The organism is Streptomyces sp. NPDC079141 (assembly GCF_040686775.1).
GTDB lineage: Bacteria > Actinomycetota > Actinomycetes > Streptomycetales > Streptomycetaceae > Streptomyces.
Map to the genome: position 1 here is coordinate 1 of NZ_JBFBLP010000015.1, position 13,418 is coordinate 13,418.

General features: G+C 71.8%; 11 protein-coding genes and 1 rRNA gene. 7 read left to right on the forward strand and 5 right to left on the reverse strand.

Going from position 1 to position 13,418, the window contains the following annotated elements; all coding sequences use genetic code 11:
* Positions 1-87, forward strand: a 5S ribosomal RNA gene (rrf, locus tag AB0Q90_RS31515); the annotation flags it as partial.
* An 89-nt stretch (positions 88-176) separates the two neighbouring features.
* On the opposite strand, the gene AB0Q90_RS31520 is transcribed toward rrf, so the two are convergent.
* Genes AB0Q90_RS31520 through AB0Q90_RS31540 form a run of 5 tightly spaced genes read right to left on the reverse strand, consistent with a single transcriptional unit; the run spans position 177 to position 5,787 of the window.
* Positions 177-1,487 carry a DUF58 domain-containing protein gene (locus AB0Q90_RS31520; RefSeq protein ID WP_363165657.1) on the reverse strand — a complete coding sequence of 437 codons (1,311 nt, stop codon included), beginning with the start codon at positions 1,485-1,487 and terminating at the stop codon, positions 177-179.
* Positions 1,487-2,479: a MoxR family ATPase gene (locus AB0Q90_RS31525; protein ID WP_363165658.1), complete on the reverse strand. Its 993-nt coding sequence runs from the start codon at positions 2,477-2,479 to the stop codon at positions 1,487-1,489. Before AB0Q90_RS31525 ends, AB0Q90_RS31520 begins: the two co-directional genes overlap by 1 nt.
* Entirely contained in the window at positions 2,476-3,672 is a 1,197-nt protein-coding gene (locus AB0Q90_RS31530) for a DUF4350 domain-containing protein (RefSeq protein ID WP_363165659.1), read from the reverse strand. The genes AB0Q90_RS31525 and AB0Q90_RS31530 overlap by 4 nt, the downstream gene beginning before the upstream one ends.
* A complete protein-coding gene (locus AB0Q90_RS31535) occupies positions 3,669-4,433 on the reverse strand; it encodes a DUF4129 domain-containing protein (RefSeq protein WP_363165660.1) in 765 nt (254 codons plus the stop codon). Before AB0Q90_RS31535 ends, AB0Q90_RS31530 begins: the two co-directional genes overlap by 4 nt.
* 4 nt (positions 4,434-4,437) lie before the next feature.
* A complete protein-coding gene (locus tag AB0Q90_RS31540) occupies positions 4,438-5,787 on the reverse strand; it encodes a glycerophosphoryl diester phosphodiesterase membrane domain-containing protein (protein ID WP_363165661.1) in 1,350 nt (449 codons plus the stop codon).
* Between the two features lie 140 nt (positions 5,788-5,927).
* On the opposite strand from AB0Q90_RS31540, the gene mtnA reads away from it, so the two are divergent.
* From mtnA to AB0Q90_RS31570, 6 genes are all read left to right on the forward strand, one after another.
* Positions 5,928-7,070 (forward strand): S-methyl-5-thioribose-1-phosphate isomerase, encoded by a 1,143-nt coding sequence (gene mtnA / locus AB0Q90_RS31545; RefSeq protein WP_363165662.1) that lies wholly within the window; start codon positions 5,928-5,930, stop codon positions 7,068-7,070.
* A gap of 106 nt (positions 7,071-7,176) precedes the next feature.
* On the forward strand, positions 7,177-7,350 hold the full coding sequence (locus AB0Q90_RS31550) for a hypothetical protein (RefSeq protein ID WP_363165663.1): 174 nt from the start codon (positions 7,177-7,179) through the stop codon (positions 7,348-7,350).
* A 118-nt stretch (positions 7,351-7,468) separates the two neighbouring features.
* Positions 7,469-8,158, forward strand: a complete 690-nt coding sequence (mtrA, locus tag AB0Q90_RS31555; RefSeq protein WP_015659998.1) for a two-component system response regulator MtrA — start codon at positions 7,469-7,471, stop codon at positions 8,156-8,158.
* 1 nt (position 8,159) lies between these two features.
* Complete coding sequence (gene mtrB / locus AB0Q90_RS31560; protein WP_363165664.1) at positions 8,160-10,160, forward strand: MtrAB system histidine kinase MtrB; 2,001 nt, start codon at positions 8,160-8,162, stop codon at positions 10,158-10,160.
* A 47-nt stretch (positions 10,161-10,207) separates the two neighbouring features.
* The gene (locus AB0Q90_RS31565) at positions 10,208-12,040 is read left to right on the forward strand and encodes an LpqB family beta-propeller domain-containing protein (RefSeq protein ID WP_363165665.1); all 1,833 of its coding nucleotides are present in this window, start codon (positions 10,208-10,210) and stop codon (positions 12,038-12,040) included.
* Positions 12,041-12,257: 217 nt separating this feature from the next.
* Positions 12,258-13,235, forward strand: a complete 978-nt coding sequence (locus tag AB0Q90_RS31570) for a ComF family protein (RefSeq protein WP_363165666.1) — start codon at positions 12,258-12,260, stop codon at positions 13,233-13,235.
* Positions 13,236-13,418 lie beyond the last annotated feature (183 nt).

Genomic DNA, 13,418 nt, shown 5'->3' on the forward strand with positions numbered 1-13,418 from the left:
GGTTACATTCCGAACCCGGAAGCTAAGCCTCACAGCGCCGATGGTACTGCAGGGGGGACCCTGTGGGAGAGTAGGACGCCGCCGAACAAATTTTAAGAAAGGCCCACGCCATATGGCGTGGGCCTTTCTGCATTTCAGGGACTTTCAGGGGGCTCTGTGAATGAGCCCCCTGATTTTCAGAGGCGGCCTGCCGTCTTCAGTGCCAAGTAGGCATCCGCCAGAGCAGGTGCCAGTTCGTCCGGGGTCGCATCGACCACAGTGACTCCGTGGCGGCGTAGCTGTTCTGCCGTGCGGTGGCGTTCGCTCTGGGCCTGGGCGGCGGCTGCTGCCTCGTACACGGACTCGGTGTTTCCGCGTGCTTTTGCCATGCGGGCGACTCGAGGGTCGGCCACGGACGCCAGAAGGATTGTGTGGCGCTGGGTGAGCCTGGCGAGGACGGGGAGGAGGCCCTCCTCGATCGGGGCCGCGTCGAGGCTCGTGAAGAGGACGATCAGGGCGTGGCGGGGGGCCGTACGGAGTGCGGTGGCGGTCAGGCCCCGGGCGTCCGTTTCGACGAGTTCGGGTTCCAGTGTGGCCATGGCGTTGACCAGGGCCGGGAGGACGTCGCCGGCTGCGCGGCCCTGGACGAGGGCGCGTACCCGGCGGTCGTAGGCAAGTAGGTCGACGCGGTCGCCGGCTCGGGATGCGAGGGCTGCCAGGAGGAGGGCGGCGTCCATGGAGGCGTCGAGGCGTGGGGCGTCGTCGACACGGCCGGCAGAGGTGCGGCCCGTGTCCAGGACGAGGAGGATGTGGCGGTCGCGTTCGGGGCGCCAGGTGCGTACCGCGACTGTGGACTGTCGGGCTGTGGCGCGCCAGTCGATGGAGCGGGTGTCGTCGCCGGGGACGTACTCGCGCAGGCTGTCGAATTCTGTTCCCTCGCCGCGGGTGAGGACGCTGGTGCGGCCGTCGAGTTCGCGGAGGCGGGCGAGTTTCGACGGGAGGTGCTTGCGGCTGGTGAACGGCGGTAGGACGCGTACCGTCCAGGGGACCTTGTGGGTGCCCTGGCGAGAGAAGAGGCCCAGAGGGCCGTACGAGCGGATTGTCACGCGGTCGGCCTGGCGGTCGCCGCGACGGGTGGGGCGTAGACGGGTGGTGATGCGGCGGCGTTCGCCGGAGGGCACCGTCAGGCGGTGGCGGGAAGCTTCGATCTCCGTGCCGGGCTGCCAACTGCTCGGGGGCCAGGCGTCGCGGAGTTGGGCCCGCAGGGGGCGGCCGGACGGGTTGGTGACCGTGAGGGTGACGTCGGCTGTTTCGCCCAGGCGTGCGGAGGTGTCGCCCGAGCGGGTCAGGCCCAGTCTGCGTACGGGGGCGGCCAGGGCGTAGTCGCAGGCGCAGGCCACCGCGAGGGGGGCGTTGACGGCGAGGATGCCGGTCCAGCTCGGTTCCCAGATGCCGACGGGGAGGGAGCCCAGGGCTGCGAGGAGCGCGGCACGTCCGGTGAGTGCCATCAGCGGGGGACGGGGACGTGGGCGAGGATCGCGTTGATGACGGAGTCGGCCGTCACGCCTTCCATCTCGGCCTCGGGGCGGAGCTGTACGCGGTGTCTGAGGGTGGGCAGGGCCAGGGCTTTCACGTCGTCGGGGATGACGTAGTCGCGGCCCGTAAGCCAGGCCCACGCGCGGGCGGTGGCGAGGAGGGCGGTCGCGCCGCGCGGGGAGACGCCGAGGGTGAGGGACGGTGATTCGCGGGTGGCGCGGCAGATGTCGACGACGTAGGCCGTGATCTCGGGGGAGATCGCTGTTTTGGCCACGGCTGCGCGGGCGGCTTCGAGGTCGGCGGGGCCCGCTACGGGGCGTACGCCGGCGGCGCGCAGGTCGCGCGGGTTGAAACCCTCCGCGTGGCGGGTGAGGACGTTGATCTCGTCCTGGCGGGAGGGGAGGGGGATCGTGAGCTTGAGGAGGAAACGGTCGAGCTGGGCCTCGGGGAGCGGGTAGGTGCCCTCGTACTCGACCGGGTTCTGGGTGGCGGCGACGAGGAACGGCTCGGGGAGCGGGCGGGGGGTGCCGTCCACCGTGACCTGGCGTTCCTCCATGGCTTCGAGGAGGGACGACTGGGTCTTCGGGGGCGTGCGGTTGATCTCGTCCGCGAGGAGGAGGTTGGTGAAGACCGGGCCGGGCTGGAAGGAGAACTGTGCGGTGCGGGTGTCGTAGACCAGGGAGCCCGTCACGTCGCTCGGCATGAGGTCGGGGGTGAACTGGACGCGCTTGGTGTCGAGTTCGAGTGCGGATGCGAGGGCGCGGACGAGCAACGTTTTGGCGACCCCGGGGACTCCTTCTAGTAGAACGTGTCCGCGGCAGAGGAGGGCGACGACTAGGCCGGTCACGGCGGGGTCCTGGCCGACCACGGCTTTGGCGATCTCGGCTCGCAGGGCTTCCAGGGAGGCCCGGGAATTGGCCCGGTCCTCGGTCTGCCCGGCGTTGTCGGTGGTCGGGTCCGTCATGGACGGCGTACCTCACTTTCGAGGGCGTCGAGTTGGTCGGCGAGGGAGATGAGGGTGGCGTCGTCGCCGGGCGGCGGGCCGAAGAGGAGGGTGCGCAGGGACTGTCCGTCGCCGTGGAGGTGGGTGGACAGGGCGGGCAGCAGGGCCTCGGGCGCATGGGCCTGGGCGACGGGGACGCCTACGAGAGGGGCGAGTCGGGTGCGGGTGGTGGAGCGAAGAGCGGCGGCCGCGCGGTCGCGGGCGTCTGCCTTGCGGTAGAGGCGGGCGCGGCCTTCGACGGTTTCGGAGGCGCGGATCGCCACGGGGAGTTTTTCGGGCACGAGGGGGCCGAGTCGGCGTGCCCGCCAGAGGGCGGCCAGGGCGGCGGCGACGAAGAGTTGCAGCGTGCCCCAGAGCCAGCCCGAGGGGACCAGGTCGAAGAAGCCGCGGTCGTCGGAGGTGTCGGTGGCCGTGCCGTCGGAGAGCGAGGGGAGGTACCAGACCAGATGGGGGCGGGAGCCGAGGAGTTGGAGGGCGAGCGAGGCGTTGCCCTGCTCGTCGAGGCGGTCGTTGTAGAGGATGTCGGGCGCGCCGAGTACGACGGTGTCGCCGTCCCCGGATGCGGCCGGGATGCGCAGGAGGGTGGCCAGACGCTCGCTCGGGTAGCAGGAGTCGGCCCTGAGGTGGGTGGTGGTGTAGCGGAGGCCGCCCGTGTCGGCGGTGCCGGCGCGCTGGGCGGCGGGCAGGTCGCAGGCGGGCCGGAGTGTGGAGTTCAGGCTTTTGGCGGGGTCTGCGACGACGCCGGGGGCGAGTCGTTCGACGGACCAACTGCCGGGCGCGACGAGGATGGTGCGTCCCCCGGAGTCGGCGGTCGCGGAGTGCAGCCAGGTTTGCTGCTGCTCCGTCAGCAGGTCGGGGACGGCGACCAAGAGGGTGGTGTCCGGGCCGGCTGCGGCGCGCGCTGCGTCGAGAGTGGTGACCACGCGCGTGGACACGCCTCGATCGTCGAGGAGCTCGGCGACGGCGCGGCTGCCCAGCGGGTCGGGGGAGCGCGGGTCGAGGGTGCCGTGCCGGGCGTCGGAGCGGATGAGGGCGATCGCGACGGCGCCCACGAGGAGGAGTACGAGGGCGAGGGCGATGCCTCGCGCGCGGGTCCAGACCTGGCGTGCCGTGGGCGAGACCGAGGTGGGCGGGAGCGTGGCCTCGGTGGTCATTCGGCGGCTCCCTGGCGGGCGTTGTGGGCCGCGCTGTGGGCACTGGTGGTGGCGAGCTGGGGCTTGGTGCGGTCCAGGTCGCGATCGAGTTCGGAGATGCGGCGGTACGACGCCTCGGTCCCGGGCCGGCCGCCGTACGTCACGTCGTCGAAGTCCCGTGCGGCGGTGCGCAACCGGTCCGTGTGGGCCGGCAGGGCGCGGCCCGCCTCGGCGGCTGCCTCGTCGGCGGTGCGGCCGGGGCGGGGGTCGAGGAGGGCGCGTTCCTCCAGGGAGCGGACGATGGCCCGCATGCGCTCCTGGACGGCTTGGTTCCAGTGGCCCTGGGCGGCCTGCGCCTCGGCGGCCGCGCGGTGTTCGGCGGCGCTTCGGGGGCGGTCGTCGAACAGGGCGGCCGAGGAGGTGGGTTCGCGGCGCGGGTTGCCGAGGCGCCACCAGAGGGCGCCCAGGACGGCGAGTACGGCGAGGGCGACGACGACCAGGCCCAGCGGTCCACCGGGTGTCATGGCCGAGGCGCTGCTGAACAGGTCGTCGACCCAGCCCCAGAAGGCGTCCAGGGCGCGCTGGAACAGGCTGGGGTCGTTCTCGTGGTACATCCGCTTGGACAGCTCGCGTTGCGCGGCTTCCTGCGCGGGGTCGCGCGGGATCGTCACCGGCGGTTCGTCCGCCGACAGCACGGAGGTGCCGTCGGCGCGCAGCAGTGCTCGTACGGCCGCGCGCGGCAGTGTAGGCGTCGCTGTGAGAACTCCCCCCGCCAGGCTCACCGGTTCAGCTCCCCGGGGTGTCGGTTCCGTAGCCCTGGACACCGGCGGCGCGGCCGAGTTCGAGGTCGAGGGCCTCGCGGCGGATGCGCTGGTCGATGTAGAGGAGCACGGTGACGCCCGCCGAGATCGGGAAGGTGATCATGGAGCCGATCACCGCGCCGATGCCGACGACGATGAGGTACGTCCAGCTGTAGTCGCCGCTGCTGTTGATGAGGCCGGTGACGCCGTCGCTGCTCAGTGCGCCGGCCAGGAAGGCGAACGGGATGGCGATGATCGACGCGAGGATGCTCGCGATGATCATGGCCAGCAGCTGGATGCCGAAGACGCGCCACCAGGAGCCGCGGACCAGCTTTGCGGAGCGGCTCATCGACTTCACGATGCCCTGCTTCTCCAGCATCAGCGCGGGCGAGGCCAGGGAGAAGCGGATCACCAGCCACACCGCGACGACGACGGCGCAGAGGCTGCCCAGGGCGGCGAGGGCGGCGCCCGCCTCGCCCGCGCCGGCGGCGGCCACGAGGATGCCCGGCAGGGCGCCCACTGCGACGATGCCGAAGGTGATGAGCAGCAGCAGGAAGATCAGGCCGAACAGCCTTCCCACCTGCGGGCGGGCGGCGGTCCAGGCCTCGCCGATGGTCACCGGCCTGCCGAGCACCGCGCGGCTGGCGACCGTGGTGAGAAGGGCCGTCGCCAGGACCGTGCCGACCAGGGAGACCAGGGAGACAACGCCGTAGCTGAGCATGGCGTCGCCCAGGGCGCGGCCGAGCTCGCTGAGGGTGGCGCTGGGGTCGTTCAGGGCTTCGGTGTCGATGCGGTCGTTCAGGACGAGGCCCTGGAGCAGGACGACGACCACCTCGGTGATCACTGCGACGGTGAGGGAGATGCCCAGGACGGTGCGCCAGTAGGCGCGCATCGTGGAGACGGCGCCGTCGAGGATCTCGCCCACGCCGAGGGGGCGGAGCGGGATCACGCCGGGCTTGGCCGCGGGCGGGGGGCCGCCCCAACCGCCGCCCCAGGCACCGTGTCCGCCGGGGCCTCCGTAGCCACCGGGGCCACCGGGACCACCGGGGCCGCCCCAACCGTTGTTGGCGGGGGGCTGGTTGCCCCAGCCCGGGCCGGGTGGTGGGGGAGGCGGGGTCCGGTCCGGGGCTGCCGGACCGGAGGGCGCGGACCATTGGGCGGGTGGCGGCTGCTCCTTGGACCACTTCGAGCCGGGTTCCTGCGGCTGCGGGCCGGGCTGGTCGGCGGGCTGCTCGGGGCCGGGGCGGTCGGCGGGCTCGGCAGGGCCGGACGCTGCCGGTTCCTGTCCGTCGGACGGGGCGGATCCGGGCGAGGCCCAGCCCGGAGTGTCTTTCATCGTCGCTCCTTCACGGTGCCCGTCCGCGGTCGCGGCGGCAGGTTGGCAGCCATCGTGCCATGGGGTGGTCGTCCAGGGACCGGCCACGGTATGGGCTGCACACCTTCAATTGTCCGCCGGATAAGGGGCAGACTGACCGCATGGCTGATCAGTACGCGCAATCCGGCGAGGACAAACGGCCGACCGAGACACCGGCGATCCGCTGGGAAGAACCACCCGAGGGACCGGTGGTCGTCCTGCTCGACCAGACGAGGCTGCCGGCAGAGGAGGTCGAACTCGTCTGTACGGATGCGCCGGTGCTGGTGGAGGCGATCCGGTCGCTCGCCGTGCGCGGGGCGCCGCTGCTCGGCATCGCGGGGGCGTACGGGGTCGCGTTGGCCGCCGCGCGCGGCTTCGACGTGGACGACGCCGCGGACTCGCTCGCGGCCGCCCGTCCCACCGCGGTGAACCTCGCCGTGGGTGTGCGCAGGGCTCAGGCCGCGTATCGGGCCGAGTTCGCCAGGAGTGGCGAGCCCCAGCAGGCGGCGGGGGCAGCCTTGGCCGCGGCGCGCAGGCTGCACAAGGAGGATGCCGAGGCCAGTGCTCGGATGGCCGAGCGAGGGCTGGCGCTGCTGGACGAGTTGCTGCCCGGCGGCGGGTTCCGTGTCCTCACGCACTGCAACTCCGGCTCGCTGGTGTCCGGCGGGGAGGGCACCGCGTTCGCTGTGGCGCTTGCCGCGCATCGGGTGGGGCAGTTGCGGCGGCTGTGGGTGGACGAGACGCGTCCGCTGCTGCAGGGCGCCCGGCTGACGGCGTACGAGGCGGCCCGCAGTGGGATGGCGTACACCTTGCTCACCGACAACGCGGCGGGGTCGCTGTTCGCGGCCGGGGAGGTGGACGCCGTGCTGATCGGGGCGGACCGCATCGCGGCCGACGGGTCGGTGGCGAACAAGGTGGGGAGCTATCCGCTCGCGGTGCTGGCGCGGTACCACCATGTGCCGTTCATCGTGGTGGCGCCGGTGACGACGGTGGATCCGGACACGCCGGACGGGGCGTCGATCGAGGTCGAACAGCGCGCCGGGTTCGAGGTGACCGAGGTTTCCGCTCCGCAGGTGCCGGTGACGGGGCCGGGCGGGGGGATCCCGGTGGCGCCGCTGGGGACGCAGGCGTACAACCCGGCGTTCGATGTGACGCCTCCCGAGCTGGTGACGGCGATCGTCACCGAGGAGGGGGTGGTCTCGCCGGTCACGGCCGAGGCGCTGGCCGAGCTGTGCGCCAAGGCGCGGCAGGTGACGATCGGCTGATGACGTCGGGGGCGTCCGCGTCGGACACGGCTGGGCGGGCGCCGTTCGCCCCTCGACTCACCCTCAGTGACGTGCGAATGTTCGAGACACCTTCGGGGGAGAAGTTATGGCCGAGTACGCGGTGCACGCGAACCGGGCGCGCGAGCTGATGGAGAAGGTTGAGCAGGCGGCCAAGGGGCGGCTGTCTCAGGATCAGTGCATCAAGATGGCCCAGGTGGAAGCCTTGCTTGCACTTGCCGCCGCGCTCAGGGAGCGCCGGAGTGCCGCGGAGTCGGGCTGACAGCCGTGGCGGACATGAGCAGCGACGGACGAGGGCAGACAGTGACGACCCCATACGACTATCGTCACAGGCCAGTGACCTCGCTCACCAGCGCCCCGGTCACTGTTACGAGAATGGGATGATGTCGTTTATGAAGGGACGAGTCCTTGTCGTCGACGACGACACCGCACTGGCCGAGATGCTCGGCATCGTGCTGCGTGGTGAAGGTTTCGAGCCGTCTTTCGTAGCCGACGGCGACAAGGCGCTGGCCGCTTTTCGTGAGACCAAGCCCGATCTGGTGCTGCTCGACCTGATGCTTCCCGGACGGGACGGCATCGAGGTGTGCCGTCTGATCAGGGCGGAGTCGGGCGTGCCGATCGTGATGCTCACGGCGAAGAGCGACACCGTCGATGTCGTGGTGGGCCTGGAGTCGGGTGCCGACGACTACATCGTGAAGCCGTTCAAGCCGAAGGAGCTCGTCGCCCGTATCCGGGCGCGGCTGCGGAGGTCGGAGGAGCCGGCGCCCGAGCAGCTCGCCATCGGCGACCTGGTCATCGACGTGGCCGGTCACTCCGTGAAGCGGGACGGGCAGTCGATCGCGTTGACGCCGCTGGAGTTCGACCTGCTGGTCGCGCTGGCCCGCAAGCCGTGGCAGGTGTTCACGCGTGAGGTCCTGCTGGAGCAGGTGTGGGGCTACCGCCACGCGGCGGACACGCGGCTGGTCAATGTTCATGTGCAGCGGCTGCGCTCCAAGGTCGAGAAGGACCCTGAGCGGCCGGAGATCGTGGTGACCGTCCGTGGTGTCGGTTACAAGGCGGGACCGAGCTGACATGTCCGGGGACAGTGCCGCTTCGGCACCCGGCCGGTCCGGGGCCCGCGCGGGGCGGCCTGTCGGCCGGGGGACGGCAGGCTCCCGCTGGGGACGGTTTCTGGAGGGCGGGCTGCTGCAGGGCGGAATGCAGGGCAGCCCGGTCCTCCGTCTGATCCTGCGCTGGGTGCGTCGTCCGCTGCTGCCGGTCATGCGGCTGTGGCGGCGCAACATCCAGCTCAAGGTCGTGGTCACGACTCTGCTGATGTCGTTGGGCGTGGTCCTGCTGCTGGGCTTCGTCGTGATCGGGCAGGTGCGCAACGGCCTGCTCGACGCGAAGGTGAAGGCGTCGCAGAGCCAGGCCACGGGCGGGTTCGCGGTGGCCAAGCAGAAGGCCGACGAGGCGGCTGCCGGGACCGGCGACGACGGCAGCACGGTGGACGGCCGGCCCGAGCAGAACGTCATCCAGTGGATGAGTGACCTGGTGGAGTCGCTGTCCAGCGGCGGCCAGGGCGCCTTCGACGTGGTGACGCTCCCGGCGGGCGAGGACAGCGGCAACGGGCGCGGGCCGCGCGCCTCCGGAAACGTGATCGCCGCCAAGAGCGTGCCCGAGGCCCTGCGCGAGCGGGTCGACAGCAGCACGACGGCGGCCCAGAGCTACACCCGCATCATCTACGACGGCGGCAAGGAGTCCCAGCCGGCCCTGGTCATCGGCAAGCAGGTCAACGACCCCAACAGCGACCCCTACCAGCTGTACTACCTCTTCCCGCTCACCCAGGAGGAGAAGTCGCTGAGCCTGGTCAAGGGGACGCTGGCGACCGCCGGGCTCTTCGTGGTCGTACTCCTCGGGGCCATTGCCTGGCTCGTGGTGCGACAGGTGGTCACGCCGGTGCGGATGGCGGCCGGCATTGCCGAGCGGCTGTCCGCCGGGCGCCTTCAGGAACGTATGAAGGTCACCGGCGAGGACGACATCGCGCGTCTGGGCGAGGCGTTCAACAAGATGGCGCAGAGCCTGCAGCTGAAGATCCAGCAGCTGGAGGATCTGTCGCGGATGCAGCGGCGGTTCGTGTCGGACGTGTCGCACGAGTTGCGCACGCCGTTGACGACCGTACGGATGGCCGCGGACGTCATTCACGAGGCGCGGGTGGACTTCGACCCGGTGACCGCGCGGTCGGCGGAGCTGCTGGCCGACCAGCTGGACCGGTTCGAGTCGCTGCTGGCGGACCTGCTGGAGATCAGCCGCTTCGACGCGGGCGCCGCGGCGCTGGAGGCCGAGCCGATCGACCTCAGGGAAGTCGTGCGGCGGGTTGTCAGCGGGGCCGAGCCGCTCGCCGAGCGCAAGGGCACGCGGGTACGCGTCGTGGGCGATCAGCAGCCCGTCGTCGCCGAGGCCGACGCCCGGCGGGTGGAGCGGGTGCTGCGCAATCTCGTCGTCAACGCCGTGGAGCACGGCGAGGGCAAGGACGTCGTGGTCAAGCTCGCCGCTGCCGGCGGGGCGGTCGCGGTCGCGGTGCGCGACTACGGCGTCGGTCTCAAGCCGGGTGAGGCGACCCGGGTCTTCAGCCGTTTCTGGCGGGCCGACCCGGCACGCGCGCGTACCACCGGCGGTACGGGTCTGGGGCTGTCCATCGCCCTGGAGGACGCGCGGCTGCACGGCGGCTGGCTGCAGGCCTGGGGCGAGCCGGGCGGCGGCTCGCAGTTCCGGCTGACGCTGCCGCGGACCGCGGACGAGCCGCTGCGGGGCTCGCCGATACCGCTGGAGCCCAAGGACTCGCGCCGCAACCGTGGCCTCGACGACGCCGGTCTGCCGTGCGGCGAGAAGCGCGCCACCGTGCCGGCGCAGCAGACGGGCAGCCAGGCGCCCTCAAGGCCGTCACGGGACCCGATCGCACCGCGGCTGGCCGGAGTGGTCCCGGTGGCCGATCCGACGGCGCTGCCGGGCAATGGCGCGCGCGTGGTGCCCCGGCCCGCTTCGGGTGCGCGGCGGCAGGACGACGGGCCCGCCGAGGGGGGCACGGAGTGAGGACGTCGGGTCCCGCGAGGGCCCGGGCAGGCAAGGGGAGGCAGGTCGTGGGCGCTGGCCGTGAGGGGGGCGTCCGGCGCAGGCCCGGGCGCGCGGTGGCGTACGTCGTCTGTGGCGCCGTACTGCTGGCGGGGTGTGCCTCGATGCCGGACAGCGGGGATCTGCGCGGGGTGGAGTCCACACCGCGCCAGGACACCCAGGTGCGCGTCTTCGCCATGCCGCCGTCGGAGGACGCGACGCCCACGCAGCTTGTCCAGGGCTTTCTTGAGGCGCTGACCAGCGACGATCCGAATTACAAGACGGCGAGCCAGTATCTGACCAAGGACGCGGCCCGGAGCTGGCAGCCGGAGCTGGGCACGACGGTCCTGGCGGACGGTCCCAGCGCCGTGGAGGTCGCCCGTCCCAGGGGCCGGGAGGACACCGGCGCGACCACGTTCACGCTGAGCGGCACCAAGGTCGCCACGGTGGACGAGCAGCAGTCGTACGTGCCGGCCGGCGGGCTCTACGAACAGCTGCTGCACCTCACACAGGACCCGAAGTCCAAGCAGTGGCGCATCGACGGGCTTCCCAACGGCGTGGTGATGGGCAAGAGCGACTTCGAGCGCAACTACATGTCCGTCAACAAGTACTACTTCGCCTCCAACACGGACGCCAGGACGGGCGGGCAGACGGCGGTCGCCGATCCCGTCTATGTGCGTGAGCGGGTCGATCCCATGACGCAGATGGTGCGTTCCCTGCTCAACGGGCCGACCAGCTGGCTGAGGCACGTGGTCAGGACGAGCTTCCCCACCGGTACGGCGCTGGAGAAGGGGACCTCGCTGACGCCCGACGATCAGAACAAGCTCACCGTGCCGTTGAACGACCGGGCAGCCCGGGTCGGTCTGAGCAAGTGCACCGAGATGGCCGCTCAACTCCTGTTCACCCTGCGCAACCTCACTCCCGCGGTGGACGAGGTCGAGCTGGAGGCGGGCGACAGGCAGCTGTGCAGCCTCACCGAGGAGCAGGCCGCGACCGAGGCCGAGCGGGGCTCGACGGAGCACGTGGAGTACGTGTACTTCCTCGACGAGAAGCACCGGCTCGTACGGATGCCGGCCGACGACAGCGGCACGACACCGGAGCCCGTGCCGGGCGCGCTGGGCGAGGGCGGAACACCGCTGCGGTCCGTGGCGGTGTCGCGGGACGAGCGGACGGCCGCCGGGGTCGGCACGGACGGCCGGGAGCTGTACGTCGGGTCGCTGGCGCCGGGCGGAGTGCTTGAGGATCCGGTGCTGCGCAGTACGGGCAAGACGGAGCACGACCGGCTGACGGCGCCGAGTTGGGACACCCAGGGCGACCTGTGGGTCGCCGACCGGAACCCGGCCGATCCGCGGCTGCTTCTGCTGGAGAGCGGCGCGGGCGAGCCGCTGGTGGTGAAGACACCGCAGCTGGACGGGCGCATCGAGGCCGTGCGGGTCGCCGCTGACGGCGTGCGCATCGCGCTCGTCGTGGCGAAGGAAGGCAAGTCGTCCCTGCTCATGGGGCGGATCGAGCGCGAGACGAAGTCCGGCGACGAGCGGCCGAGCGTCTCGGTGCTCGACCTGCGTTCCGCGACCCCGGAATGGGAAGAGGTCACGGCCATGTCGTGGGCCGGCGACAGTCGGCTCGTGGTGGTCGGGCGCGAGCAGGACGGCGTGCAGACGATGCGGTACGTCGAGGTCGACGGGTCCACACCGGAAGGGCCGGGGCCGGCTGCCCTCACCGGGGTGAAGGAGATCGCGGCCACGGAGGACGAGCGGGTGCCCCTGGTGGCGTACTCGCAGGACGGCATCGTGCGGCTTCAGGCCGGGGCGCAGTGGCAGAAGGTGGTGACCGACGGGACGGGGCCGGTTTATCCGGGGTGAGTCGTGTCGGTTGCCAGGTACTGAAGGCGGCCGCTTCTGTTCGGGGCGAGGCTCCGGGCGGGGGCGGCCGTTTTCTGTTTCGGGGGGCGGTTTCTTGATGGAGGCGGCCGTTTCCTGATTGGGGGGTGGACTGTCCTTCGGCCAGGGCCGCGGAGTTGTCCACAGGGGGTTTTCCACAGGGGTGGCCGGTGGCCGCGGGCCTTGGCACAGTGGGGGCATGCGGGGGTGGTGGCAGGACCTCACCGACCTGGTGCTGCCGGCCGAGTGCGAAGGCTGCGGGAGGCCTCGTACGGTGCTCTGCGCGGAGTGCCGTACGGCCCTGAGCGGCGCCGCACCGGGCCGGGTGCGACCGGTGACGGAGCCGCCCGGGCTGCCGGTCGTGCACGCGGCGGCCCGGTACGCGGACGAGGTGCGGGCCGTGCTGCTGGCCCACAAGGAGCGGGGCGCCCTGGCCCTGGCGGCACCGCTTGGAGCGGCTCTGGCGGGGGCCGTGCGGGCAGGGCTGCGTGTGGGGCTTCCAGAGGGGCTGCAACCGGGCGGCGAGGCGGGGAGGGGGCTGAACGGGGCGTGGCAGGGAGCCGCAACAGGGGCGGCCGGTGGGCGGTCGGCCGGGAGTGCTGGGCCCGTGCTTCTGGTTCCTGTGCCGTCCGCGCGCAGGGCGGTGCGGGCGCGTGGGCATGATCCGGTGCGGCGGATCGCGCTCGCGGCGGCGGGTGAGCTGCGGCGGGCCGGGACGCCGGCGCGGGTGGTCGACGTTCTGAGGCAGCAGCGAGCGGTGGTCGACCAGTCGGTGCTCAACTCCCGGCAGCGGTTGGACAATCTCGCGGGCGCGCTGGCGGTCGCACCGGGTGGTGCAGGCCTCCTCCGCGGGGGTCCGGTCGTGCTCGTCGACGACCTGATGACGACGGGCGCCTCGCTCGCCGAGGCGGCGCGGGCGGTTGGGGCGGCGACGGTCCAGGAGAGGGGGCCGTACGACCGGGCAGCGCGGTCGGGTGCGTACGACGGGGTGACAACAGCCGTGTGCGGGACGGCGGCTCGGGAAGGAACAGGGGAACGGAGGGCAGGAGTCATGGCGGATGCCGGGAGAGGGACGCACGGGCCGCCCGGAATGGCGGGCGCCGTCCATGCAGGTGAGGTCATCTGCGCGGCCGTGGTCGCGGCATCGCCGGGCTCTTTCGAAATAAACCGGAACTGACTGCGAACTTGCATCGTTGCAGGTAATGAGAGCGCCAATTCACCTGAACGGAGGTACGCCGCTGTAGAGGGTGACGACATCCGTCCGGGCGAGATATGTTCGGTTGTGAGAGAAAGGCGCAGGCCATCCCTCTCCTATCCGAATGCCGTGCTGCGGGTTTTAGGCAATCACCCGTGGCGGTGG

What these genes read in the sequence shown, in the direction of transcription:
- AB0Q90_RS31520 (WP_363165657.1), bottom strand. Translation starts at nt 1,487, where the DNA reads ATGGCACTCACCGGACGTGCCGCGCTCCTCGCAGCCCTGGGCTCCCTC.
- AB0Q90_RS31525 (WP_363165658.1), bottom strand. Translation starts at nt 2,479, where the DNA reads ATGACGGACCCGACCACCGACAACGCCGGGCAGACCGAGGACCGGGCC.
- AB0Q90_RS31530 (WP_363165659.1), bottom strand. Translation starts at nt 3,672, where the DNA reads ATGACCACCGAGGCCACGCTCCCGCCCACCTCGGTCTCGCCCACGGCA.
- AB0Q90_RS31540 (WP_363165661.1), bottom strand. Translation starts at nt 5,787, where the DNA reads ATGAAAGACACTCCGGGCTGGGCCTCGCCCGGATCCGCCCCGTCCGAC.
- mtnA (WP_363165662.1), top strand. Translation starts at nt 5,928, where the DNA reads ATGGCTGATCAGTACGCGCAATCCGGCGAGGACAAACGGCCGACCGAG.
- AB0Q90_RS31550 (WP_363165663.1), top strand. Translation starts at nt 7,177, where the DNA reads ATGGCCGAGTACGCGGTGCACGCGAACCGGGCGCGCGAGCTGATGGAG.
- mtrA (WP_015659998.1), top strand. Translation starts at nt 7,469, where the DNA reads ATGATGTCGTTTATGAAGGGACGAGTCCTTGTCGTCGACGACGACACC.
- mtrB (WP_363165664.1), top strand. Translation starts at nt 8,160, where the DNA reads ATGTCCGGGGACAGTGCCGCTTCGGCACCCGGCCGGTCCGGGGCCCGC.
- AB0Q90_RS31570 (WP_363165666.1), top strand. Translation starts at nt 12,258, where the DNA reads ATGCGGGGGTGGTGGCAGGACCTCACCGACCTGGTGCTGCCGGCCGAG.